The organism is Streptomyces sp. NPDC127092, from assembly GCF_042722475.1.
Taxonomy (GTDB): Bacteria; Actinomycetota; Actinomycetes; order Streptomycetales; family Streptomycetaceae; genus Streptomyces.
This window is the reverse complement of the sequence record NZ_JBHXFE010000004.1, coordinates 161,805-182,952: the sequence shown is the minus strand read 5'-3', so window position 1 is coordinate 182,952 and position 21,148 is coordinate 161,805. Positions and strand designations below refer to the sequence as shown.

The following is a 21,148-nucleotide window of genomic DNA, read 5'->3' as shown; positions in this document are numbered from 1 at the left end:
ACGTCCGTAACTGTACGTTCGTGGCCGTACGTCCGTGACCGTGCGTTCGTGGCGTGCGTTCGTGACCGTGCGTTCGTGGCTGTACGTCCGCCCGTACACCCGTCCGTACGCCCGAGCGTGCGCCCGGCCGCGCGAACGGCCGTACGCGCCCGACCGTACGTCCGTCGTCGACGAGGGGACCGTCGCGTGCTGTTCGAGGTGTGGGCGCCCAGCGCCCGTGGCCGGGTGACGCTGGAGCTGAACGGCATCCGGCATCCGCTGGAGCGGGACGCCGAGCGGCCCGACTGGTGGACCGGGGTCGTCCCGGCCGCCGACGGCGACCGCTACGGCTTCGCGCTCGACGACGGCCCCCTTCTGCCCGATCCGCGGGCCCGGCGCCTCCCGGACGGCCCGGACGGGCTCGCGGCGGTCGTCGACCACGACACGTACGCCTGGCGGCACGACACGCCGAAGCTGCGGATGCGCAGTGGCGTCCTGTACGAGCTGCACGTCGGCACCTTCACGCCGGAGGGCACCCTCGACGCGGCGGCCGAGCGGCTCGGGGAGCTGGCGGGCCTCGGCATCACCCATGTGGAGCTGATGCCGCTGTGCCCGTTCCCCGGCGTGAACGGCTGGGGTTACGACGGGGTGGCGCCGTGGGCCGTGCACGAGCCGTACGGCGGGCCGGAGGCGCTCAAGCGTTTCGTGGACGCCGCACACGGGCTCGGCCTCGGCGTGGTCCTGGACGTGGTGCACAACCACCTGGGCCCGTCCGGCAACCATCTGCCGTCCTTCGGGCCGTACTTCACCGACACCCACCACACGCCGTGGGGCGCGGCGGTGAACCTGGACGCGCCGGGCTCGGACGAGGTCAGGGCGTACTTCCTGGGCAGCGCGCTCGCGTGGCTGAGGGACTACCGGATCGACGGCCTGCGGCTCGACGCGGTGCACGCGCTCGCCGACACCCGGGCGCTGACGTTCCTGGAGGAGCTGTCGGCGGCGGTGGACGAGCTGGCCAGGGAGCAGGGCCGGCAGCACTTCCTGATCGCCGAGTCGGACCTGGCCGACCCGCGGATGACCACACCGCGCACGGTCGGCGGGATCGGCATCCACGCGCAGTGGAACGACGACTTCCACCACGCCCTGCACACGGCGCTGACCGGCGAGTCGCAGGGCTACTACGCGGACTTCGCGCGCGCCCCGATGGCCGCGCTGGCCAAGACGCTGACCCGGGTCTTCTTCCACGACGGCACGTACTCGTCCTTCCGCGGCCGGCACCACGGCCGCCCGGTCGACCGGGAGCGTACGCCGGCGCACCGTTTCCTCGGCTACGCGCAGACCCACGACCAGATCGGCAACCGCGCGACGGGCGACCGCCTTTCGGCCTCCTGCTCCCCCGGGCTCCTGGCCTGCGCGGCGGCCCTGGTCCTGACCGGCCCGGCGGTCCCGATGCTGTTCATGGGCGAGGAGTGGGGCGCGACGACGCCGTGGATGTACTTCACGGACCACACCGATCCGGAGCTCGCGGAGGCGGTACGGCGCGGCCGGCGCCGTGAGTTCGCGGCGCACGGCTGGGCGGAGGAGGACGTGCCCGACCCGCAGGAGCAGGCGACGCGCGACCGCTCGGTCCTGGACCGCTCCGAACGCGAACGCGAGCCCCACAAGCGCCTGCTCGCCTGGCACCGCGAACTGATCGCCCTCCGCCGCACCCTCCCGGACCTCACCGACCCGGACCTGGCGGGCGTGAAGGTGGCGTACGACGAGGAGGCCCGCTGGCTGGTGTTCCGCCGCGGCGACATCAGGGTCGCGGTGAACCTGGGCGACCAACCGGCGGACATCGCCCTCGGCTCCAACGGCCGCGACCGCGTCCTCGCCGCCTGGGACCCCACGAAACCCCCGGGCCGAGACGGCCTGCTGACCTTGCCGCCGGAGTCGGCGGTCATCCTGACGGACGGCTGAACACGGCGCGCGCGGCAACCCATCGCTGGAGCTAGAAGCAGACGTCGGCGGTACGGAACCGTCTGCGCCCGCCAGGGCGAAGGTCCCAGAGGCGGAGGTGGCCGCCTATGGGCGCGTCAGTGCACGATCGCCATCTCGTGGGGGGTGTTGTTGAAGCGGTGGCCCGTGCCGGTTTCCGTCAGGGTGACGATGTCTTCGATGCGGACGCCGAAGCGGCCCGGGAGGTAGATGCCCGGTTCGATGGAGAAGCACATGCCGGGGACGATGGGGCGGGTCTCGCCCTCGATCATGTACGGGGGTTCGTGGGTGGTGACGCCGATGCCGTGGCCGGTGCGGTGGATGAAGTACTCGCCGTAGCCCGCGTCCGTGATGACCTTGCGGGCCGCGCGGTCCACGTCCTGGCAGGCGGCCCCGGTGCGGACGGCCTCGAAGCCGGCCTGCTGGGCCTCGCGGACGAGGTCGTGGACGCGGCGCTCCTCGTCCGTCGGCTCGCCGACGTGGACGGTGCGGGTGGTGTCGGAGCCGTAACCGTGCTTGAGGCCGCCGAAGTCGAGGACCACCATGTCGCCGTCCTCGATCGTGCGGTCACCGGCCTCGTGGTGCGGGTTGGCGCCGTTGGGGCCGGATCCGACGACGGTGAAGTCGACCTGGGAGTGGCCGAAGTCCAGAAGCAGCGCGGCCAGGTCGGCGGCCACCTCGGTCTCCTTGCGGCCGGCGAAGCGGACCTTCAGGATCTCGGCGTACGCCTGGTCGGCGGCGGCTCCCGCGGCGGCGATCCGGGCCAGTTCGTGCTCGTCCTTGACGGCCCGCAGCATCGGCAGCGCCTCGGTGAGCGAGACGTACGAGGTGCCGGGCAGGGTCTGCTGGAGGCCGAGCAGGTGAAGGGCCCAGGCGTTGTCGCTGACGCCGAAACGACCGTCCACGTCGAGCAGCGGGGCGGTGACGGCGTACGGGTCCTTGCCGTCGGTCCAGTCGCGCAGGGTGAGCGCCGCGGCGCCCGCGGCCTTCTCCGCGTCCGGTGCCTCCAGGGTGGGGACGACGAGGACCGGCTCCTGGCCGGGGGCGATCACGAGCACGGTGAGCCGCTCGGTGATCGCGGTGGGCTGGTAGCCCGTGAGGTAGACCAGGTCGGGGCCGGGCGCGACCAGGACGCCGGCGAGCCCGGCCTCTGCGGCGGAGTCGGCCGCCCGGGCCATCCGGGCACGGTAGTCCTCGGTGGTGAAGGCGGCGGGCGTGGCGCTCTGGGACATGGTGGTCTCCTCCTCGACGTACAGCATCCTGCCGGGCACGGGCACGGGCCGCGACCTGCCCGCCCTCTCAGCCCTGGTCCGGGTTCCGGACGATCAGGCGTTCGAGCAGGGCCTGGAACTCGTCGCCGACGACGATCCGCAGCTGGCCGTCCTCCTCGGCGTGCTCGCTGAGCTGGGTGAGCGTGCCGGCCCGCCACCAGAACACGTACGGGCTGATGGCGCCCGGCGTGTCCTCGTAGCCGGACGCGGCGAACGACGCCATCGCACCGAGCGCGGGCACGATCGTGGTGTCCCGGATGGCGTGGAAGGCGAGCTGGTGCCGGAACGGCATGGCGACGAGGGCGCCGTCCTCGGTGAGCGGGCGTCCGGTGACGCGGCGCACGACGGCGTCGAGGTCGAGGACCCGGCTCGCCGTGTAGAACGAGTCGCCGAGGATGACCTCGAAGCGCATGCCGTCGGCGTCCTTGACGGTCTCGTGGCCCTCCACGGGCAGCCCGCGCAGGTTGTCGATGGCCCGCTCCCGCAGTCGTACGGGGTCGCCGAGCCGTTCCAGCGCCTCGTCGGTGAGCGTCATCACGCTTTCCGGCAGGTCGAGGGCGAGGACCTCGTAGAGGCCCGGCGCGACGGTCCGCGCGTAACCGAACGTGCCGGGGTCGATGCCCTCGCCGCTCACGACCCGCGGGTAGAGCTGGGCCCGGATCTGCTCGGGCGGCAGGGTGTCCAGGGCGGAGGGCCCCTCCAGGGCCCGGACCACGAGCCGCACGTGACGGTCGATCAGCCGCGGCCAGATACGGGTGCCGCGCGGGTCCTGGTGGCAGACGGCGGCGAGGTTGCCGAGTCCGAAGCGGCGTCCGGCGTCGTCGGTCACGGAGTCGGCGTAGACGGTGACCTCGAGGCCGAGCTCGGCGAAGGCCTCGCGGACCTGCCTGCGGAAGAGCGCGGCCTCGCGCTCGGAGAAGTACGTGAACTCGGGGTCCCGCGGCGCGTCCTCGTGGTCGCGCCTGGGCCCTCGCCGGAACCACCCCACGTCGTCCCGCCTTTCGTCGCCGTTCCCGCCGTTTCGGTCCCTGGTGGCCAGATTAGCGACCGGCCGCCGTACGGGTGCCGAGTCGCCGGGCCAACTCCGCTGCGGGCCCGGCCGGTTCGCGCCCGCCGTGCAGCAGCTCGGTGCGGTGGACCAGGCGTGGCGCGGCGAGCGGGAGGAAGGCGGCGCCGGGGACCCCGAGGCCCGCGGCGGAGGCGGGCAGCAGGGCGAGGCCGTGCCCCGCGGCGGCCAGCGCGGTGAGGGTACGGGCGTCGGTGCCCTCGTAGCGCAGTGCGGTGCGGAAGCCGCGCCCGGCGGGGCCGCCGTGGGCGGCGCGCAGCCGGTCGAGCGGGAAGGCGTCGGGTGCGTCGAGCCAGCGGGCGTCGACGAGGTCGGCCAGGTCGAGGCCGGGGAGGGCGCGGTCGGGGAGGGCACGATCGGGGAGGCCGCGGCCGGGGATGTCGAGGTCGTCGCCGCCTGCGTGGGTCGCGCGGGTCGCGCGGGCCGCGAGTGGATGGTCCGCGGGCAGGACCACCACCAACTGCTCCTCGGCGACCGGGCGGGCCGTGAGCGGGGCGACGTCCGGGAGCCGTAGCGGGTCGCTGGGCGCGGTGAGGCCGTCGACCAGGCCCAGGTCGGCGGCGCCGGTGGCGACGGCGGCCGGCACCTCGTCGCGCGGCAGGGTGCGCACGGTGACGCCGGTGGCGGGCAGGGCGTCGAGGATCCACGGGTGGAGCGCGAGCGGCGCGGCGGCGAGGGTGAGCGTCTCGCGCGGCGGCGCGGCGAAGCGGGCGAGGTCGGCGCGGGCCGCGTCGAGCCGCAGCAGCAGCGAACCGGCGTGTTCGAGCAGCCGCTCGCCGGCCGGAGTGGGCGCGACGGGCCGGCGGCTGAGCAGCGGCATGCCGAGGTCCGCCTCGAGCGCGGCGACGTGCTGGGAGACGGCCGACTGGGTGTAGCCGAGTTCCCGGGCCGCCGCGGAGAAGGAGGCGAGCCGGGCCACGGAGACGTACGTACGGAGCAGGTGCGGGTCCACCGGTGGAGTCAGGCCTTCTCAGGAGCCCTGTCGGGTCTTCAGCAGGTCCTTGGCGTAGAAGGCGAGGGACCGGTTGTAGCGGGGCAGCAGCGGGGCGAGGGCGCCGAGCGCGAGGGAGGCGGCTTCGCGCTCGCGGCCGGTGTCGGCGAGGGCGAGGGCGAGGAAGGCGTCGACGGCGGCGGTCAGGGCGGTCTCGTCGGCGTCCAGCCTGTCGGCGGGGATCGCCCGCTCCTCGGTGAGGAGTTCGACGCTGACGTCGGGCCGGCCCAGGTTGCGCAGGCTGCTGGCGAGCTGGATGACGGCGCGGCGGCGGCGCAGCCCGGTGAGGCCGCCGTCGAGGGCGCGCCGGTAGAGGCGTACGGCCTGCTCGGGCTCTCCGGTGGAGTCGTGGGCGGCGCCCTGCTCGAAGAGGGCGACGGGGTCGTCGTCGGGGCGTTCGGCGGCGAGCTCCGCGATCCGGGTGCGGAAGCCGGCGGGGTCGTTCTCGTAGGCGTCGAGCTCGGCCCAGGCGGCGGCGAGCCGCAGTTCCCAGTCACTGCTGCTGTCGCCGCCGTTGTCGCCTCTGTTGTCGCGGCCGTCGTCGCCGCTGGCGTCGCTGCTGATGTCTCCGCTGATGTCGCTGCTGCTCATGGCGGCACCCTACCTCCGTAGCTCATAAGCATTCGCGATGGAGAGTCCATGAATCATCGTTGGACGTGAACGGCCGGGGCTGCCCAGGATGGTCGGCATGAACACGCACCTCCACATCCCCCGGATCGCCCTGGTCGGCGACCGTTCCCCGCACGTGAAGTCCCATGTCCGCATCCCGATGCTGCTCGACGCGCTGGCGGAGCGGGACGGGCTCGTCCTCGACGCGTACTGGATCCCCAGCGGCGACGCGGAGGCGCCGGACGCGGTCAAGGGCTTCGACGCGGTGTGGCTGCTGCCGGGCAGCCCGTACGCGAGCGAGGCGGGCGCGCTGGCCGCGATCCGTACGGCGCGCGAGGACGGGATCCCGTTCCTCGGGACCTGCGCGGGCTTCCAGCACGCGCTGCTCGAGTTCGCGCGGGACGTCTGCGGCCTGGAGCGTGCGGCGCACGCCGAGAACGACCCGGAGGCCGACGAGGCCGACCTGCTGCTCGCGCCGCTGGCCTGCTCGCTGGTGGGACACGAGGGCGGGGTACGGGTGACGCCGGGCTCCCTCGCGGAGTCGGTCCTGGGCGCCGAGCTGACGACCGAGCGCTACCACTGCAACTACGGCCCCGACAGCCGCCATCTGGACACGCTGGAGGCGCATGGCCTGCGGTTCACGGGCGTGGACGAGGACGGCCAGGTACGGATCGCGGAACTGCCGGGGCACCCCTTCTTCCTGGCCACTCTCTTCCAGCCGGAACTCGCGGGCGACGGCACCCGCCCGCACCCGATCGTCCGCGCCCTGGCGCGGGCGGCGGTCACGCGGGCGGACGCCACGCGGACGGCGGAGGTCGCGTAGCCGGCGGCGGAGGTCACGCGGACGGCGGACGTCACGTAGCCGGCGGCGGAGGTCACGCGGACGGCGGACGTCACGTAGCCGGCGGCGGAGGTCACGCGGACGGCGGACGTCACGTAGCCGGCGGCGGGCCGAAGTCCACGTCGGCGCCCGCCAGTACGCGGATGCTGCGGCCGGGGAAGTCCAGGTTGCGGAAGATCTCGTTGTGGTGGGCGACGGACGCGTCGGGCTCGGCGTAGGGGCCGCCGCCCGCCTCCCGTACGGACGTGGTGTGACCGTCGGCGACGAGGACGAGGTCGTAGCGGCGGCTGAGGGCCTGGCGGGCGGTGGTGTCGACGCAGATCTCGGTGGCGAAGCCGGTGACGAGGACCTCGGTGGTGCCGAGGGCGGTGAGAGCGGCGTCGAGGCCGGTGTCGAGGAAGCTGTCGGCGCTGGTCTTCGCGATGACGTACTCGCCTTCCCCTGGGGCGAGTTCGGGTACGACACGCCAGCCGTCGGTGCCGGGTTCGAGTCCGTTGCCGTGGTGCTGGACGGTGATGACGGGAACGCCGGCGGCGCGGGCGCGGGCCTGGAGCCCGGCGATGACGGCGACGGTCTCGCGGGCCCGGTGCGCGAGGGCGGCGAGGGCGTTCTGCATGTCGATGACGAGGAGCGCCGGCGCGTGATTCATGGCGCACACGCTAGCCGTCCCGCGTCCGGCGGCGCGTGTCAGTCCATCCGTACGACGAGATGGGCGCGGTCCCGGCCGAGCGCCACGAGACGGGCGTTGGCCTCGTCGGACTCGGCGACCCAGCGCTCGGCGTGGTCCTGCTCCTTGCCGAAGCGGACGTGCCGCGCGACGAGCCGGGGCACGCGGCTCCGGTCGTCGAGGTCCAGGTACCAGGCCTCGTCGAGGAGCGGGCGGACGGCGGCCCACGGGCCCTCGTCGTGGAGCAGGTAGTTGCCCTCGGTGATCACGAGCGGGACCTCGGGCGGTACGGGTATCGCGCCGGCGACCGGCTCCTCAAGGGCGCGGTCGAAGGCGGGCGCGTAGACGGTGACGCCGGGTTCGGCGGCGCGCAGCCGCGCGAGCAGGGCGGTGTAGCCGGCGGCGTCGAAGGTGTCGGGCGCGCCTTTCCGCGCGGCGAGCCCGAGCCGTTCCAGCTCGGCCTGCGCCAGGTGGAAGCCGTCCATGGGGACGAGCGCGGCGAGCCCGTCGAGCCGCGCGACGAGCCGCGCGGCCAGCGTCGACTTCCCGGCTCCGGGCGGCCCGGCGATCCCGAGCACGCGCCGCCGCCCGTCCGCCACGAGCCCCCGCGCCCGCCCGACGAGCCGCTCCACTTCCCGCGCGTCCATGCGAGGCATTCTCCCCCACCGCACCGCACCGCACCGCCGAGCCGAGCTCGGCGGCGGGACCCCTCTTCGTTCTCGGCTGCGCCGTCTTCGCGTTCCCCTTCACATGCTGGGTGGCCTCCCCGCCGCCCGAACGTCGAAAGTCTCCCTCGTTCCCGGGGCGGGGATCTTCGGGCCCGGGATCGAAGGCATGTATCCCATGGAGCGCCGCATGGCGTTGGCGACGTCCGTGGCCAATGCGGCGATGTTCGTTCCGCTGGGCGTCTTCTGGTGGAAGCGCCGTGCCGCGGTCACCCGAGCGCGGTGAGGACCAGCCGCCGACGCCCCTCGGCGACTCCGTTGGCGCCGCTCCATCATACGTATTACGTTGCTCCCATGTCCGCCACTCCCCCGCCCGGTCCGCAGACCGGGCCCCAGCCCACCGCACCCGCGACCGCACTCCCCGCGCTCGCGCTCGTCACCCTCGTCGTGCGTGACTACGACGAGGCCGTCGACTTCTACACCCGCGCCCTCGGCTTCGAGCTCGTCGAGGACACCGACCGGGGCGACGGCAGTCGCTGGGTGGTCGTGCGGCCGCGGGGCGGGCAGGGCGGCACCGGGTTGCTGCTCGCTCGCGCCAAGGGAGAGGCGCAGGTGGCGGCCGTCGGGGCGCAGACCGGCGGGCGGGTCGGGTTCTTCCTGCACACCGACGACTTCGCGCGCGACCACGCCCGGATGACCGCCGCCGGCGTGCGCTTCCTGGAGGAGCCGCGCCACGAGCCGTACGGCTCGGTCGCCGTCTTCGAGGACCTGTACGGCAACCGCTGGGACCTGCTCCAGCCCGCGTGAAAACCCCTGGCCCCGGACTCGGGGCCACCGATACGGTCACGGCTCCACCCTCCGACCTCACGGCAAGAGAGAGCGAAGCCATGACCAGCCGCCGCGCGACCACCACCCTCTGGCGACCCACCGGTCCCGAGGAGCTGGAGCTCGTGCGCGCGTCGGAGTGGCGGGCGTGGCCGCCGCGACTGCCGGAGCAGCCGATCTTCTACCCGGTCCTCAACGAGGACTACGCGATCCGGATCGCCCGCGACTGGAACGTGAAGCACAGCGGCGTCGGCTACGTGACCCGCTTCGAGGTCGACACGGCCTTCCTGGCCCGCTATCCGGTCCAGCAGGCCGGCGGCAGGACGATCCTGGAGCTGTGGGTGCCCGCCGAGGAGCTGGACGAGTTCAACGCCCACATCGTCGGCACGATCGACGTCGTCCACGAGTTCCGCTAGGGCCTGTTGCGAAAGTGGATCTTGTTCGTTGATGATCACGTCTTGCGGGACGTGGGGATCTGACGAACGGCCAGTGGACCCGGCTTGAGCCGCTGCTGCCGATAGGCATCCAGCCGGGCCGGCCGCAGGTGTGGACGCGGCGGCAGCTGATAGACGGAACACGGTGGCGGACCCGGACCGGTGCTCCGCGGCGGGATGTGCCCGAGCGTCATGGGCCGTGGGACCGGGTCTATGAGCTGTTCCGGCGCTGGCAGCGAGACGGCACCTGGGCCCGCATCCTGACCCAGTTCCAGGCCGAGGCAGACGCGAAGGGTCTGATCACCTGGGACGTGAATGTCGACTCCACCGTCTGCCGGGCCCATCAGCACGCTGCCGGAGCGGCGAAAAAGGGAATCTCCAGAAGGAACCGCCCGGCGGGATCTTCGTCGAGCCGGCCGACCACGGCCTCGGCCGGTCCCGTGGCGGACTGACCAGCAAGATCCACCTCGCGGTCGAGCAGGGACAGAAGCCCTTGTCCGTGGTGATCACGGCCGGGCAGCGGGGCGACTCCCCGCAGTTCGAGCCGGTCCTGGAAGCCATCCGGGTTGCCCAGCTGGGTCTCGGCAGACCACGCTAGCGTCCTGACCGAGTCCGGGCCGACAAGGCGCACGACGCCCGCGGGAATGGCTCCTACCTGCGCAGACGCGGGATCAAGGCCACCATCCCAGTGCCGGCGGACCGGGTCCGCAACCGCCTCAAGCGCGGATCGCGTGGCGGGCGGCCGCCGGCGTTCGACAAGGACGACTACGAGCAGCGAGACGCGGTCGAGCGCGGCATCAACCGACTCAAGCGCCACCGCGCGGTCGCCACCAGATACGACAAGCTTGCCATCCGCTACGAGGCGACCGTGCTGGTCGCAGTCCTTGACGAGTGGTTGTGACAGGCGCCCTGCTGAGACCATGCGCCGGTGAATTCAGGACTCCCCGCTGGATGGACGATCGAACGCGTGCGCGCTCTCTCCGGAGATCCAAGCGCCGTCGCGCTCTCCTGTGATCGGCTCGTAGTCGTCGAGGCGGCCGGCCACGACGACTACGAGCCGCTCCGGCCCGATGCGATTCTCGCGTTCCACGAGTTGTGTCTCGTGAGAGACGACGGCGAGTGGTTCATGGGGCAGCTCGACGACAACGGCTCCGTGATCTGCTGGGCTTCCTACGGATCCGACCTGACCGAGGCCATCCACAGTCTCTGAACGCCACCCTGCATCTCCAGCCACTTTCGCAACAGGCCCTAGCGCCGGAGCGCCGGAGCGCCTGTGGTTGGTGGTGGTCACGGCGCGTGCCGCACATCGATCACGACTCGACGCGCGCCGCGGAAGCCGTGCCGGCCTCGTGCGGCGCGCTCTCGCGGCGCCTGGCGCGCCGGGCTCCGGCGAGCAGCAGGCCGGCCGCGACCAGGAGGACCAGCAAGGGCGAGGGCCCGTCGACCACGAAGCCCACGACGACCCACGCCGCCACGGCCCACGGGATGAACAGAGGCGGCGTCACACCTCGGCGCTCCAGCCACAGCACGGTCAGGCCGATCAGGAGGAGCGGCGGTCCGAAGCTGTACATCGAATACCACCAGGCGACGGTGGCGTCGCTCATCTCCGGGTATGCCCCCGAGTTCCAGAGGCCGTCGAACCATGTTCCCGCGTGGTCCGGGGCTGCCTGGAGGAGGCTGCCCAGCGTGTGCCCGATTCCGGCGAGGGTGATCATCCAACCTGCCCACTTGACCATCGGATTTCCCCGTTCTCACGTCGAACTCGGCCCAGCGATCTGAGGGTTATACAGTCATGTACAAGCAGAGGCTAGGCCGGTTATACAGACATGTACAACCGGTCGGAACGCGAAGTGGATCACAACGATGGGCAGTCTGCGCACACCGCGCGGCATGTGGGTCGAAGAGGGACTGCGGGCGCTGGCCACGGGCGGCGTGGACGCGGTGCGCGTCGACGCCCTGGCCAAGGCACTGGGCGTCACCAGGGGTGGGTTCTACGGCTACTTCGCCAGCCGTGACGCGCTGCTGAGCGAGATGCTCGACGTCTGGGAGCGGGAGAGCGTCGACGACGTCCTCGACAGGATCGAGCACGAGCGCGGCGACGCTCTGGACAAGGTCCGGCTGGCGGGGCAACTCACCTTCTCCGGCGACCGCCTGCTGCCCATCGACCTGGCCGTCCGCGACTGGGCCCGCCGCGACCGGACGGTCGCCGACCGCCTGCGCCGTGTGGACAACCGGCGCATGCAGCTGCTCCGTGACGCCTTCAGCACCCTCTGCGCGGACCCCGACGAGGTCGAGGCCCGCAGCCTGCTCGCCTTCTGCATGGCCATCGGCAGCCACTTCCTCGCCGCCGACCACCCCGGCCGCACCCGGGCCCAGGTACGCGCCCTCGCCGGCGACTTCCTCGTCGACCGCCCGCTGGTCCGCACTCCCCGAACGGATAAGCCGGTTGCCCGGGCTGCCGGCCCGTCCGCAGACTCGCGATCATGATGTCTCACGCACGCGGTCCGGTCCTCGAGCACTTCCGCTGGATCGGCGGCCAGGCCGACGTCTGGCAGATCTTCCGCGACCCCGGGGCTCTCGCCGCGGTGGTCCGCGGACTGGCCGGACCGTTCAGGGACGACGGCGTCACGGCCGTCTGCGGCATCGAGTCGCGGGGATTCCTGCTCGGCGCGGCGGTGGCCGTCGAGCTCGGCGTCGGCTTCGTCGCGGTACGCAAGGGCGAGGGGATCTTCCCGGGGGAGAAGGTCACCCGGCGCAGCGACCCCGACTACCGGGGCACCCACCAGGAGCTGCGTCTGCAGCGGGCGGCGGTGGGCCCCGGGGAGCGGGTGCTGCTGGTCGACGACTGGATCGAGACGGGCAGCCGGGCGTCGGCCGTGCGGTCGATGGTCGAGGAGTGCGGGGGGCAGTGGGCCGGCTGCTCCGTCGTCGTTGACGAGACGGCCCCGGCCCGGCGGGCGGACCTGGGCGTCCGTGGCCTCGTCACCGCTGCCGAACTTCCGGCGTGGGGCGGGCAGTCCTGACGCGTGCCGGCCTGGCAACCGGCTGAAGCCGGTGGCGCGGCCCGGACTCGCGGCGGACGGACGGGCTCGCGGCGGACGGACCGGCCCGCCATCGCCTGCCGGGCCGGACAGGGCCGGACCGGACCGGACCGGGCCGCGCCGGCCGCACCGGGCCGCGCCGGCCGCACCGGGCCACACCACAAGGCCCTATGCGGGCTTCCGCGGGCGGAAGCCCGGGCGGTTCGCCAGGAAGTCCTCGAACGAGGTGCGGCCCACCGCCCGTTCCGGTGTCAGGTGGCCGCCCTCGCGGAAGGCCGCGAAGGTCTTGCCCGGGAGGCGTACGGGCAGGAGGGTGCGGCGGCGGCCGGTCGTGGTCAGGTAGGTGCGGGTCAGGTCGTTGAAGGTGCGGATCTCGGGGCCGCCCATGTCCGGGACCCGGCCCGCGGGCCCGCCGGTGGCCAGTTCGCGGAGGCGGTCGGCGACCTCCGCCACGTCGATCGGCTGGTCGGAGATCCCGGCCGGGACCGGCATCAGCGGGACCTTCGCCAGGGTCTCCAGGATCTGGACGACCAGGTCGTGGAACTGGGTGGTGCGCAGGATCGTCCAGCCGAGGCCCGACTCCTCGACGATCCGCTCGACCGCGAGCTTCGTCCGGTAGTACGGGAGCGGCACCCGGTCGACGCCGACGATCGAGATGTACACCAGGTGCCCAACCCCGGCCCGGCGGGCCGCGTCGACGAGCACGCGCGCCGCCTTCTCGTCCCCTCCGGTCGGCGTGGACGCGCAGTGCACGACCGTGTCCACGCCGTCCATCGCCGCGTCCAGCACCCGCCCGCCCTTTCGCAGGTCGACCGCGTACGGCTGGGTGCGCCTGCTCAGCACCCGCACCTGGTGCCCGTCCCCGCGCAGTCGCTCGGTGACGAGCCGGCCGAGGGTGCCGGTGCCGCCGGTCACCAGGATCGTGCTCGTGGTCGTGGTCATCGTTGGGATCGCCCCTTTCCTTCTCTCGCGGCGTCGGGCCGCCAAGAAGGGACGGACGCGAGGACCCGGACTGTGACATCGCCACGGGCGACCCCCGGATCTTCGTGGCTTCTGCCAGTACGGGCGGCCGCCGCGACCCGTAGAGACTGCCGACACGAGTCGGACACGACCCGACGACCGAACACGGGGAGGCGGCACCATGAGCGTGCAGCAGTACGACGAGATCGGTGAGGCGTTCGAGGGCTTCAAGTCCCTGCCACTGACACAGTACGGGGAGGTGCCGAGCTTCCTCGCGATGGTCGGGGACGTGCGCGGCAAGTCCGTGCTGGACCTGGCGTCCGGCACCGGCTTCTACAGCCGGGAGTTCAGGCGGCGCGGCGCCACGGAGGTGTTCGGCGTCGACATCTCCGGTGAAATGGTCGCCGTGGCAAGGGCGTTCGAAGAGAACGAGCCGCTGGGCATCACCTACGAGGTGGGTGACGTCGCCGAACTGCCCACCCTCGACCGGGCCTTCGACATCGCCCTCGCCGTCCAGTGTCTCAACTACGCGCCGGACGTCGCCGCCATGGAGCGGATGTGCCGCAACGTGTACAAGAACCTGAAGCCCGGCGGCGAGTTCTTCGTCTTCGCCCAGTCGCCCGACTTCCGTTTCGACGGGCCGCCGCTGGACAAGTACGGCTTCCGCTGCGAGCCGACCGGCGAGGCGATCGAGACCGGTCCGCGCGTGCGGATCACGGCGCTCCTCGACCCGCCGATCTCGTTCGTCGGCGCGGCGCCCCGCCGCGAGGTGTACGAGCAGAGCCTGCGTACGGCCGGGTTCACCGACCTGACCTGGGTCCCGCTGACGATCTCCGAGGCCGGCGTGCGCGCGTACGGCGAGGAGTTCTGGGCGGACTTCCACGGCAACCCGCCGCTGGAGATGCTCCGCTGCCGCCGCGCCACCGCCTGACGAACCGCCGGCCCGGCCGGGAGCCCCGGCCGGGCCGCCTGGGCGGCGAGGGGCCCGGCCGGCGGTGGCCGTTCCCCGCCGTCGTGTCGGAGCCTGCCGATAGCGTGCCCCCATGCCTTTTGACGTGCCCTCTGACGTGTCTTCTGACGTGTCTTCTGACGTGTCTTGTGACGTGCCCTCTGACGGCGATCTGACCGCCCGCATGGCAGAGCCGGACTTCTGGCCTCTGTACTTCTTCGACGACCAGGCGCTGGAGGCGTACGAGGAGGCGCAGGAGGACGAGGAGGACGAGGAGGCGGAGGAAGAGGTCTTCCGGGCGGACTTCTTCCTGGATCGCGGTCTCGGTCTGCGGCTCGCGTTCGAGCCGGGCGTCAGCTACGTCGACCTGGCCGTCCTGTCGCCGGAGTCCACGGAGGCCGAGACCGTGGGCTGGGACGACCTGGCGCACTTCCACCCGCACGTCATGCCCTGGCGGGAACTCGACCTGCTGTGCCGCGCGGCGGCCCTGCACGACCCGGCGCTGCGCCATCCCGGCCCGATGCTGGCGTTGCTGCTGCGCTTCGCCTTCCTGTCCGAGGACGAGGACCTGGACGCGATCGGCCCGGCGGTGGACGCGGCCTTCGCCGCGGTACGGCCCGCGAAGGCCTGCGGCGGTGCGGTCTCCGGTGCGGTGGGTGTGCGGGAGGAGACGCGGGACTGGTTCGACCTGCGGGATCTTCGCGGCGCGGGGATCGAGTGGACGGTTCGGCCCGACGGCTGCCGGGCAGTGACGCAGCACGATCCGGACGGGGCTCCGCTGTACTCCCTGCGGGACCCCGCATCGGACGAGTTCCCGTTCACGGCGTGGGCCCGGCTGCTGGCTCGCGCTGCGGAACTGCTGGACGCCGTACGGGCGGATCCCGCCGTCCGCACCGCCGAGGTGCGGGCGGCACTCGCCCGCTGCACCGGGCCGGACGGTCACCGGCACCTCGGCCCGCTCTCCGAGGCGCTGTCCCGGGCGGGCTTCACCCGGACCGGGCTGCTCCGCGCCGTGTCCGAGCCGGTCACGAAGGCGGAGGCGGCCTGGGCCGTGGAGACCCTGGCGGGGCTGGAGCAAGGCAGTCTGGCAGCCGCCTGGTTCGGCCGCAGCCCGCTGGCCGGCAGCCGCTCGTGGCAGCTGTCCCTGACCCTGCCCGCCGCCGGGCGCCCACGGCGCTTCGGGCAGGAGTTCGCCGGGGAACTCTCCACCGCGCTCCAGGAAGCCGGCCTGGGCCGGGCGGAGGTCGACGGCAGCACGTCCGTGCGGGGCGAAGACGGCGGTTACGTCCACCACGCCGACCACCTGGACGTGCTGATCCGTGACGATCTGCCGGGCGGCGTGCGCGTGATCTCGGAGCTGCTGCACCGCCACCAGGCGGCGGCGACGGCCGAACTCAAGCACGCCGAGAAGCCGTACGACCACATCCCTCTCGACGGTCCTCCCGTCGGTCCTCCCGTCGGTCCGTCGACCTGACGCCACGCCCCGGACGCGGGGGCGGCCCGGCGACCAGCACCGCCCCGCCCCTCACCGCTCCTCCCCGCCGCCCGCAGTCGGTCTCACGCCACGAAGGACTCCGGCCCGAAGCGGCCCCACGCCACGAACACCAGCAGCACCAGGTACGCCACGTCCACCACGACCAGCTTGTACTCACGCCGCCGCAGACGTACGACCGCCGCCCCCACCATCACCAGGGCGAGGCCGGTCGCCGCCACCGGTACGAGGCCCGGGGCGATGTCGAGGACGGCGGGGAGGATCAGGCCCAGCGCGCCCAGTACCTCCAGGGCGCCGATGCCCTTGATGCTCGCCGCGGCGAAATCCTCGACCCACGCCGCGGAAGGCCCCTGGGCGGCTATCTTCTCCTTCGTCATGATCAGCTTCAGACCGCCGCCGAAGAAGAAGGCGGTGGCGAGCAGTCCGGTCACGATCCACAGCGCGATGTTCATGGGAGTCCACTCTCTTCCGGAGCCGTTGTCGCCCTTACAGACAGAGCAGCCCCGCGCGTTGTGACAGATCGAGCCCCGAGACGAGGAAAAAGTGATGGAGACGAAGAACGACACGGCCGTGGCGGCGGCCGCCGGCTACCGGCCGCTGCTGTTCTCCCTCGCCTACGGCATGACCGGCTCGGTCGGCGACGCCGAGGACATCGTCCAGGACGCCTTCCTCGGCATGACCCGCGCCCACAACGCCGGCACGGCCATCACCGCGCCCAAGGCGTATCTGACGACGGCCGTGACCCGCCTCGGCATCAACCACCTCGGCTCGGCCCGCGTCCGCCGCGAGACGTACGTCGGCGACTGGCTGCCCGAGCCGGTCGTGGTGCCCGCCGACGGCACCGCCGGCGGCCAGGGACCGGCCGAGCACGCCGAGTTGGCCGACTCGCTCTCCATGGCCTTCCTCGTGCTCCTCGAAGCGCTTTCGCCCGTCGAACGGGCCGTGTTCGTGCTGCGCGAGGTCTTCGGCCACGACTACGCGGACATCGCCCGCATCACCGACAAGTCCGAGGCGAACTGCCGCCAGATCTTCGCCCGTGCCCGCCGCCGCATCCCCGCCGGCGCCGAGGCCCGCGCCCGGGCCGGGGAGGGCGCGGCACTCCCCCGCGAGCGCAGGGCCGAGGGCGCCGAACTCGCCCGCCGCTTCTTCACCGCCGCCCAGGGCGGCGACCTGGACGCGCTGCTCGGCATGCTCGCCCCCGACGTCGTCTTCCACGGCGACGGCGGGGGCAAGGCGCAGGCCATGAGCCGTACGGTGCGCGAGGCCGAGCAGGCCGCCCGGCTGCTGCTCGGCGGCTTCCGCCGCATCCGCTCGCTCGGCGCGAGCCTCCGGCCCGCGTGGGTCAACGGCAACCCCGGCGCGGTCCTCCACGACACCGAGGACCGCGTCCTCAGCGTCATCGAACTCCACGTCGTGGACGGCGAGATCCGGACGATCCACTCCCTCACCAACCCCGACAAGCTGGCGCACCTGGGCCCGGTCTCCGACCAGGGCCTGCTGCCGGGCCGCAGGGCGTGAGCCCTGGCTCTCCCGCCATGGCCGGCCCGGCGGCGCCGGCCGCCTGGGGCCTGTCCGGCGGGACCCGGCCGTGATCCGCCGGACAGGCCCTGGGGGGTGTCCCGCCCCCTAGGACCGCACCCCGAACCACTGGTCGGCGCCGTACTCCTCGAACCTGTCCGCCTCCGCGAACCCCAGCCTCGCCGCGAGCCGCATCGCGCGGTCGTTGGCGAGCTGGGTGGTCAACACCACGGGCTCGCCGGGCCGCGCGGCCGCGAACCAGTCGAGCGCGGCCGCGCACGCCTCCGCGGCGTAGCCGTGTCCCCACGCCTCCGGCAGGAACATGTAACCGAGTTCTGCCTCGCCACCCTCCGGCCGGACGTGCCCCCGACGCCCGGCGTCCCGCCGGTCGAGCGTGATCATGCCGATCATCGCTCCGTCGAGTTCGACCACGAAGAGGCCGGGGCGCCGCCCGGGCACCTCGGGCATCGCGCGTTCGACCTCGTCACGCGGCCGCGCGCCACCGACGTAGGCGCCCACCTCCGGCGAGGCGAACAGCGCGACGAACGCCGCGCGGTCGCGGGCCTCGGACTCGCGCAGCACGAGCCGTTCGGTCTTCAGCGGAGCGGGAGGCCATACGTCGGGGCCGAGTTCGGTCATGGCGGGCAACCTATCCCCTCACCTGGACATGATGAAGTCCAGGGCCGCGCCCTCCGCGGTCGTCCAGTACGTGACGAGCTGGCCGTCGTCCGCGTACAGCGTCGCGACGGGCATGGGCACGTCGATCGGCTTGCTTGCCCTGGTGCCGGGCTTGCGGCCCTGGAGGGTGAGCGTGAGGCTTCGCGCCTCGTACTCGTCCCGCTTGCCGCCGGCGACGAGGAGAGCGGCGTACGCCTCCTCGCCCGGAGCGATCGTGACGGGCCTGCCCGGGTCCGGGTCGCTGTCCTTGATGACCGGAGCCGTGGCCTGGGCGTCCGCGCCGACCAGCACGTACGGGAAGTTCCAGAGGTTGCACTTCTTGTCGCCGGCGTTCTGGACCGTGATCAGGAGGTGCCTGGACTCCTTGCTGTCCGCCGGCTCCTTCACGGCGGAGACCCCGAGGTCGGCGGCAGTGCAGTCGGCCACGGTGTTCGGCTTCGACGACGCCGTCGCGCCCGGCTTCGACGAGGGCGTGGCGCTCGGCGCGTACGACTCGGACGGCGACCCGGACGGCGTCGCGGACGGCGAGCCCGTCGTCGGCACCGACGTCGGCGCCGTCGTGGGCGTGCCCTCGCCCGCTCCCTCGTCGCCGCTCGGCCCGCACGCCGTGGACGTGAGCAGCGCGCCGACCACCGCGGCGCCGGCCATGTAGGACTTCCAGCCAGTGTTCATGAATGTTTCCCCCGTCAACTCTTGCCCTCGGGCAGAGTGTGCACCGCGAACTCCCCTGGAATTCCTGCCGTACGGAGCTGTTACGGAGCAGGTACAGGGAACAGTCGATTCCGGCCGCCGACGCGCGACGGCCGCCGTTGTGCGGGGCTTCTAGAGGTCGATCTCCGCCCGGACCGTCTTGCCCACGGGCAGGCGGTCCACGACGTCCCAGCGGCTCGCGAGCGCGTCCACCAGGAGCAGCCCGCGACCGGTGTCGGAGAGCGGGGCGGTCGGCGGTACGAAGGCGGGGCGGCGTTCGGTACGGGTGTCGGCGACGTCGATGCGGAGGCGGCCCTCCGGCTCGTACGCGAGCGTCAGCTCGAAGTCCCGGCCGGGCACGCGGCCGTGGGTGACGGCGTTCGCGGCGAGCTCGGCGACGATCTGGGCGACCGTGTCGGCGAGCTCGCTGCCGTACGTCGCGAGGCCCCAGCGTTCGAGCTGGTGCAGGGCGAGCCGGCGGGCCAGGCGCGCGCCGCGCGGCGTCGAGCTGAAGCGCTGGGTGAACACACGTACGGTGACCGGCGCTTGGCGGGTCTGAGGGGGAGTCATGGGGCCAATGTGGCGAGCCCGAGGGCCGGTTCCCAGGTCGGGAACTCGTACGCTCCGTAAGCGTACGAGCTCGGAGGGTGGACAGTACTCATCACGGCCCGTGACGATGTGCGCACGAACCACGAGGAAGGTGCGCGATGACAGACGGCGACGCGGAGCCGGAGATCTCGGACAGCCTGAAGGCCTTCGGAGAGGTGGTCAAGGCATTCCGCAAACGGGCGGGGCTCACCCAGGAGCAGTTCGCCCCGCAGGTGGGGTACTCGGTGGAGACGGTTTCGTCCGTCGAACAGGGACGGCGGTTCCCGTCGCCGAAGTTCGTGGACCGGTCGGAGGAGTTCTTCGACGCCTTCGGGGCGATCAAGGGTCCGGCGAAGCACCTGTCGCGGGAGCCCGTGGCCAACTGGTTCCGCCGCTGGGCGGCGCTGGAGGCGAAGGCGCTGTGCCTCTACACGTACGAGAACCGCCTGATCCCCGGTCTGCTCCAGATCGAGGCGTACCAACGCGTCCTCTTTGAGGAGCAGTTGCCGCCGTTGGGCGACGCTGAGATCGAGGAGAACATCGCCTTTCGCGTGAAGCGGCAGAAGTTGCTCACCGAGCGGGTCAACACCGCGTACAGCTTCATCATCGAGGAGCACGTGCTGCGGAGGGAGACGGGCGGCCCGGAGGTCCACCAGGCACAGATCGAGCACATCCTGCGGATGTCCGAGCGGCGCAGCATCGAGATCCAAGTGATGGAGCAGCGGCGGGGCAACCACGCGGGGCTCGCCGGATCCATGCAGTTACTGGAAACCCCCGACAACCGCTGGTACGGGTACGTCGAGGCACAGCGAGCCGGCCTACTCATCTCCGACGCAAAGGAAGTCGGCATCCTCCAGATGCGGTATGCCAGGATGCGGTCACAGGCTCTTACGCTGGAAGACTCCCAGAGCCTGTTGCGGCAGATGCGAGGAGCGACATGAGCACCACTGACCTGGCCTGGTTCAAGAGCAGCTACAGCAGCAGCGGCGACGGCGACTGCGTCGAAGTCGCCGCCTGTCCCACCACCGTCCACGTCCGCGACTCCAAGCGGCCCGAGGACGCCCGGCTCGCGCTCGCGCCCGCCGCCTGGAGCGCGTTCGTCGCCGGCTGCGAGCAGCTGTAATGGCCTACCTGGACGATCTGTTCTCCCTCGCCGGGCGCAACGCCCTCGTCACCGGCGGAAGTTCGGGCATCGGCAAGGCCATCGCCCGTGCGCTCGCCCGGGCCGGTGCGTCCGTGGTCGTCGTCGCGCGGCGCGAGGCGGAGTTGAAGGAGACGGTCGACGAGCTGACCGGGTTCGGCGCCACGGCCGCCTGGGTGAGCGGGGATCTGTCCACCCGGGACGGCGTACGGGCGGCTGCCGAGGGAGCCGTTCAGGCGTTCGGCGGCGCCGAGCCGGACATCCTCGTCAACTCGGCCGGGATCAACCTGCGTCCGCCGATGTCCGAGCTCACGGACGACGTGTGGGACCGGACGATGGCGGTGAACCTGGAGGCGCCGTTCCTGCTCGGGCAGCGCTTCGGGCCCGGGATGGCCGAGCGGGGCTTCGGGCGGATCATCCACGTGAGCTCCCAGCAGGCGCACCGTGCGTTCGTGCAGTCGGGGGCGTACGGGGTGTCGAAGGGCGGCCTGGAGTCGCTGGCGCGGTCGCAGGCCGAGGCCTGGTCGCCGTACGGCGTGACCGCGAACACCCTCGTGCCCGGCTTCGTGATGACGCCGCTCAACGAGCGGCTGTCCTCGGATCCCGCCAGGGTCGCCGAGCTCGCCGCCCGCACGATGGTCGGGCGGAACGGGCTCGCCGAGGACTTCGAGGGCGCGGCCGTCTTCCTGGCGAGCCGCGCCTCGGCGTACGTCACGGGGCAGGCGGTCTTCGTGGACGGCGGCCTGTCCGTCCACTGACGGCCCCC

The 21,148-nt window shown here is 72.6% G+C and carries 26 protein-coding genes and 1 pseudogene; 15 read left to right on the top strand and 12 right to left on the bottom strand.

Translation table 11 applies throughout. From position 1 onward, the window contains the following. Window positions 1-186: 186 nt before the first annotated feature. A complete protein-coding gene (gene treZ / locus ACFWJO_RS05205) occupies window positions 187-1,938 on the top strand; it encodes a malto-oligosyltrehalose trehalohydrolase (protein WP_386863459.1) in 1,752 nt (583 codons plus the stop codon). A gap of 116 nt (window positions 1,939-2,054) precedes the next feature. Here treZ and ACFWJO_RS05200 read toward each other — a convergent pair whose 3' ends face one another. The 4 genes from ACFWJO_RS05200 to ACFWJO_RS05185 all read right to left on the bottom strand — a co-directional run bounded on the left by ACFWJO_RS05200 (window position 2,055) and on the right by ACFWJO_RS05185 (window position 5,875). After that, complete coding sequence (locus ACFWJO_RS05200; RefSeq protein ID WP_386863531.1) at window positions 2,055-3,188, bottom strand: aminopeptidase P family protein; 1,134 nt, start codon at window positions 3,186-3,188, stop codon at window positions 2,055-2,057. 67 nt (window positions 3,189-3,255) lie between these two features. After that, window positions 3,256-4,215: a hypothetical protein gene (locus ACFWJO_RS05195; RefSeq protein WP_384420440.1), complete on the bottom strand. Its 960-nt coding sequence runs from the start codon at window positions 4,213-4,215 to the stop codon at window positions 3,256-3,258. 52 nt (window positions 4,216-4,267) lie between these two features. Next, complete coding sequence (locus ACFWJO_RS05190; protein WP_386863458.1) at window positions 4,268-5,245, bottom strand: LysR family transcriptional regulator; 978 nt, start codon at window positions 5,243-5,245, stop codon at window positions 4,268-4,270. 18 nt (window positions 5,246-5,263) lie between these two features. Beyond that, window positions 5,264-5,875: a tetratricopeptide repeat protein gene (locus ACFWJO_RS05185; RefSeq protein ID WP_386863457.1), complete on the bottom strand. Its 612-nt coding sequence runs from the start codon at window positions 5,873-5,875 to the stop codon at window positions 5,264-5,266. 97 nt (window positions 5,876-5,972) lie between these two features. Between ACFWJO_RS05185 and ACFWJO_RS05180 the strand changes: the two genes are divergently transcribed. Continuing rightward, window positions 5,973-6,716 carry a hypothetical protein gene (locus ACFWJO_RS05180; protein WP_386863456.1) on the top strand — a complete coding sequence of 248 codons (744 nt, stop codon included), beginning with the start codon at window positions 5,973-5,975 and terminating at the stop codon, window positions 6,714-6,716. Window positions 6,717-6,825: 109 nt separating this feature from the next. Here ACFWJO_RS05180 and ACFWJO_RS05175 read toward each other — a convergent pair whose 3' ends face one another. Together ACFWJO_RS05175 and ACFWJO_RS05170 are read right to left on the bottom strand one after the other, a co-directional pair. Then, window positions 6,826-7,383, bottom strand: coding sequence for an isochorismatase family protein (locus tag ACFWJO_RS05175; RefSeq protein WP_386863455.1), 558 nt, complete (start codon window positions 7,381-7,383; stop codon window positions 6,826-6,828). A gap of 38 nt (window positions 7,384-7,421) precedes the next feature. Next, on the bottom strand, window positions 7,422-8,057 hold the full coding sequence (locus tag ACFWJO_RS05170; protein WP_386863454.1) for a nucleoside/nucleotide kinase family protein: 636 nt from the start codon (window positions 8,055-8,057) through the stop codon (window positions 7,422-7,424). Between the two features lie 363 nt (window positions 8,058-8,420). Between ACFWJO_RS05170 and ACFWJO_RS05165 the strand changes: the two genes are divergently transcribed. The 4 genes and pseudogenes from ACFWJO_RS05165 (at window position 8,421) to ACFWJO_RS05150 (ending at window position 10,535) form a co-directional block, all read left to right on the top strand. After that, a complete protein-coding gene (locus tag ACFWJO_RS05165; protein WP_386863453.1) occupies window positions 8,421-8,873 on the top strand; it encodes a VOC family protein in 453 nt (150 codons plus the stop codon). 80 nt (window positions 8,874-8,953) lie between these two features. After that, window positions 8,954-9,307: a hypothetical protein gene (locus tag ACFWJO_RS05160; RefSeq protein ID WP_386863452.1), complete on the top strand. Its 354-nt coding sequence runs from the start codon at window positions 8,954-8,956 to the stop codon at window positions 9,305-9,307. 59 nt (window positions 9,308-9,366) lie between these two features. Continuing rightward, window positions 9,367-10,226: pseudogene (locus ACFWJO_RS05155) on the top strand (IS5 family transposase). Window positions 10,227-10,292: 66 nt separating this feature from the next. Then, window positions 10,293-10,535: a hypothetical protein gene (locus ACFWJO_RS05150; RefSeq protein WP_386863451.1), complete on the top strand. Its 243-nt coding sequence runs from the start codon at window positions 10,293-10,295 to the stop codon at window positions 10,533-10,535. 100 nt (window positions 10,536-10,635) lie between these two features. Here ACFWJO_RS05150 and ACFWJO_RS05145 read toward each other — a convergent pair whose 3' ends face one another. After that, window positions 10,636-11,061, bottom strand: a complete 426-nt coding sequence (locus tag ACFWJO_RS05145) for a DUF6463 family protein (protein WP_386863450.1) — start codon at window positions 11,059-11,061, stop codon at window positions 10,636-10,638. 127 nt (window positions 11,062-11,188) lie between these two features. Here ACFWJO_RS05145 and ACFWJO_RS05140 point away from each other — a divergent pair, with 127 nt between their 5' ends. Together ACFWJO_RS05140 and ACFWJO_RS05135 are read left to right on the top strand one after the other, a co-directional pair. After that, window positions 11,189-11,812: a TetR family transcriptional regulator gene (locus tag ACFWJO_RS05140; RefSeq protein WP_386863449.1), complete on the top strand. Its 624-nt coding sequence runs from the start codon at window positions 11,189-11,191 to the stop codon at window positions 11,810-11,812. Then, window positions 11,809-12,348 carry a phosphoribosyltransferase family protein gene (locus tag ACFWJO_RS05135; RefSeq protein ID WP_386863448.1) on the top strand — a complete coding sequence of 180 codons (540 nt, stop codon included), beginning with the start codon at window positions 11,809-11,811 and terminating at the stop codon, window positions 12,346-12,348. The genes ACFWJO_RS05140 and ACFWJO_RS05135 overlap by 4 nt, the downstream gene beginning before the upstream one ends. 186 nt (window positions 12,349-12,534) lie before the next feature. On the opposite strand, the gene ACFWJO_RS05130 is transcribed toward ACFWJO_RS05135, so the two are convergent. After that, window positions 12,535-13,308, bottom strand: a complete 774-nt coding sequence (locus tag ACFWJO_RS05130; RefSeq protein WP_386863447.1) for an SDR family oxidoreductase — start codon at window positions 13,306-13,308, stop codon at window positions 12,535-12,537. Window positions 13,309-13,507: 199 nt separating this feature from the next. On the opposite strand from ACFWJO_RS05130, the gene ACFWJO_RS05125 reads away from it, so the two are divergent. Together ACFWJO_RS05125 and ACFWJO_RS05120 are read left to right on the top strand one after the other, a co-directional pair. Beyond that, entirely contained in the window at window positions 13,508-14,257 is a 750-nt protein-coding gene (locus tag ACFWJO_RS05125) for a class I SAM-dependent methyltransferase (protein ID WP_386863446.1), read from the top strand. A 202-nt stretch (window positions 14,258-14,459) separates the two neighbouring features. After that, entirely contained in the window at window positions 14,460-15,749 is a 1,290-nt protein-coding gene (locus tag ACFWJO_RS05120; RefSeq protein ID WP_386863445.1) for a hypothetical protein, read from the top strand. An 83-nt stretch (window positions 15,750-15,832) separates the two neighbouring features. Here the strand turns inward: ACFWJO_RS05120 and ACFWJO_RS05115 are convergent, their stop codons facing one another. Then, window positions 15,833-16,219 (bottom strand): DoxX family protein, encoded by a 387-nt coding sequence (locus tag ACFWJO_RS05115; protein WP_386863444.1) that lies wholly within the window; start codon window positions 16,217-16,219, stop codon window positions 15,833-15,835. A 94-nt stretch (window positions 16,220-16,313) separates the two neighbouring features. Between ACFWJO_RS05115 and sigJ the strand changes: the two genes are divergently transcribed. Beyond that, a complete protein-coding gene (sigJ, locus tag ACFWJO_RS05110) occupies window positions 16,314-17,285 on the top strand; it encodes an RNA polymerase sigma factor SigJ (RefSeq protein ID WP_386863443.1) in 972 nt (323 codons plus the stop codon). Window positions 17,286-17,393: 108 nt separating this feature from the next. On the opposite strand, the gene ACFWJO_RS05105 is transcribed toward sigJ, so the two are convergent. Together ACFWJO_RS05105 and ACFWJO_RS05100 are read right to left on the bottom strand one after the other, a co-directional pair. Next, a complete protein-coding gene (locus ACFWJO_RS05105; protein WP_386863442.1) occupies window positions 17,394-17,924 on the bottom strand; it encodes a GNAT family N-acetyltransferase in 531 nt (176 codons plus the stop codon). Window positions 17,925-17,942: 18 nt separating this feature from the next. Beyond that, window positions 17,943-18,389 carry a DUF4232 domain-containing protein gene (locus ACFWJO_RS05100; RefSeq protein WP_386863441.1) on the bottom strand — a complete coding sequence of 149 codons (447 nt, stop codon included), beginning with the start codon at window positions 18,387-18,389 and terminating at the stop codon, window positions 17,943-17,945. Between ACFWJO_RS05100 and ACFWJO_RS05095 the strand changes: the two genes are divergently transcribed. After that, window positions 18,376-18,615: a hypothetical protein gene (locus ACFWJO_RS05095; protein ID WP_386863440.1), complete on the top strand. Its 240-nt coding sequence runs from the start codon at window positions 18,376-18,378 to the stop codon at window positions 18,613-18,615. The genes ACFWJO_RS05100 and ACFWJO_RS05095 overlap by 14 nt on opposite strands. A gap of 170 nt (window positions 18,616-18,785) precedes the next feature. On the opposite strand, the gene ACFWJO_RS05090 is transcribed toward ACFWJO_RS05095, so the two are convergent. Then, window positions 18,786-19,223, bottom strand: coding sequence for an ATP-binding protein (locus tag ACFWJO_RS05090; protein ID WP_386863439.1), 438 nt, complete (start codon window positions 19,221-19,223; stop codon window positions 18,786-18,788). Window positions 19,224-19,360: 137 nt separating this feature from the next. Between ACFWJO_RS05090 and ACFWJO_RS05085 the strand changes: the two genes are divergently transcribed. The 3 genes from ACFWJO_RS05085 to ACFWJO_RS05075 are packed head-to-tail and all read left to right on the top strand — an operon-like array spanning window position 19,361 to window position 21,140. After that, window positions 19,361-20,182 (top strand): helix-turn-helix domain-containing protein, encoded by an 822-nt coding sequence (locus ACFWJO_RS05085; RefSeq protein ID WP_386863438.1) that lies wholly within the window; start codon window positions 19,361-19,363, stop codon window positions 20,180-20,182. Beyond that, window positions 20,179-20,364, top strand: coding sequence for a DUF397 domain-containing protein (locus ACFWJO_RS05080; RefSeq protein ID WP_386863437.1), 186 nt, complete (start codon window positions 20,179-20,181; stop codon window positions 20,362-20,364). The genes ACFWJO_RS05085 and ACFWJO_RS05080 overlap by 4 nt, the downstream gene beginning before the upstream one ends. Beyond that, entirely contained in the window at window positions 20,364-21,140 is a 777-nt protein-coding gene (locus ACFWJO_RS05075; RefSeq protein ID WP_386863436.1) for an SDR family NAD(P)-dependent oxidoreductase, read from the top strand. The genes ACFWJO_RS05080 and ACFWJO_RS05075 overlap by 1 nt, the downstream gene beginning before the upstream one ends. Window positions 21,141-21,148 lie beyond the last annotated feature (8 nt).

Coding starts and splice junctions, on each gene's coding strand:
- sigJ (WP_386863443.1), top strand. CDS start 16,314: ATGGAGACGAAGAACGACACGGCCGTGGCGGCGGCCGCCGGCTACCGG.
- ACFWJO_RS05120 (WP_386863445.1), top strand. CDS start 14,460: ATGGCAGAGCCGGACTTCTGGCCTCTGTACTTCTTCGACGACCAGGCG.
- ACFWJO_RS05090 (WP_386863439.1), bottom strand. CDS start 19,223: ATGACTCCCCCTCAGACCCGCCAAGCGCCGGTCACCGTACGTGTGTTC.
- ACFWJO_RS05125 (WP_386863446.1), top strand. CDS start 13,508: ATGAGCGTGCAGCAGTACGACGAGATCGGTGAGGCGTTCGAGGGCTTC.
- ACFWJO_RS05175 (WP_386863455.1), bottom strand. CDS start 7,383: ATGAATCACGCGCCGGCGCTCCTCGTCATCGACATGCAGAACGCCCTC.
- ACFWJO_RS05105 (WP_386863442.1), bottom strand. CDS start 17,924: ATGACCGAACTCGGCCCCGACGTATGGCCTCCCGCTCCGCTGAAGACC.
- ACFWJO_RS05185 (WP_386863457.1), bottom strand. CDS start 5,875: ATGAGCAGCAGCGACATCAGCGGAGACATCAGCAGCGACGCCAGCGGC.
- ACFWJO_RS05135 (WP_386863448.1), top strand. CDS start 11,809: ATGATGTCTCACGCACGCGGTCCGGTCCTCGAGCACTTCCGCTGGATC.
- ACFWJO_RS05160 (WP_386863452.1), top strand. CDS start 8,954: ATGACCAGCCGCCGCGCGACCACCACCCTCTGGCGACCCACCGGTCCC.
- ACFWJO_RS05140 (WP_386863449.1), top strand. CDS start 11,189: ATGGGCAGTCTGCGCACACCGCGCGGCATGTGGGTCGAAGAGGGACTG.
- ACFWJO_RS05145 (WP_386863450.1), bottom strand. CDS start 11,061: ATGGTCAAGTGGGCAGGTTGGATGATCACCCTCGCCGGAATCGGGCAC.
- ACFWJO_RS05080 (WP_386863437.1), top strand. CDS start 20,179: ATGAGCACCACTGACCTGGCCTGGTTCAAGAGCAGCTACAGCAGCAGC.
- ACFWJO_RS05115 (WP_386863444.1), bottom strand. CDS start 16,219: ATGAACATCGCGCTGTGGATCGTGACCGGACTGCTCGCCACCGCCTTC.
- ACFWJO_RS05085 (WP_386863438.1), top strand. CDS start 19,361: ATGACAGACGGCGACGCGGAGCCGGAGATCTCGGACAGCCTGAAGGCC.
- ACFWJO_RS05075 (WP_386863436.1), top strand. CDS start 20,364: ATGGCCTACCTGGACGATCTGTTCTCCCTCGCCGGGCGCAACGCCCTC.
- ACFWJO_RS05130 (WP_386863447.1), bottom strand. CDS start 13,308: ATGACCACGACCACGAGCACGATCCTGGTGACCGGCGGCACCGGCACC.
- ACFWJO_RS05200 (WP_386863531.1), bottom strand. CDS start 3,188: ATGTCCCAGAGCGCCACGCCCGCCGCCTTCACCACCGAGGACTACCGT.
- ACFWJO_RS05165 (WP_386863453.1), top strand. CDS start 8,421: ATGTCCGCCACTCCCCCGCCCGGTCCGCAGACCGGGCCCCAGCCCACC.
- ACFWJO_RS05170 (WP_386863454.1), bottom strand. CDS start 8,057: ATGCCTCGCATGGACGCGCGGGAAGTGGAGCGGCTCGTCGGGCGGGCG.
- ACFWJO_RS05180 (WP_386863456.1), top strand. CDS start 5,973: ATGAACACGCACCTCCACATCCCCCGGATCGCCCTGGTCGGCGACCGT.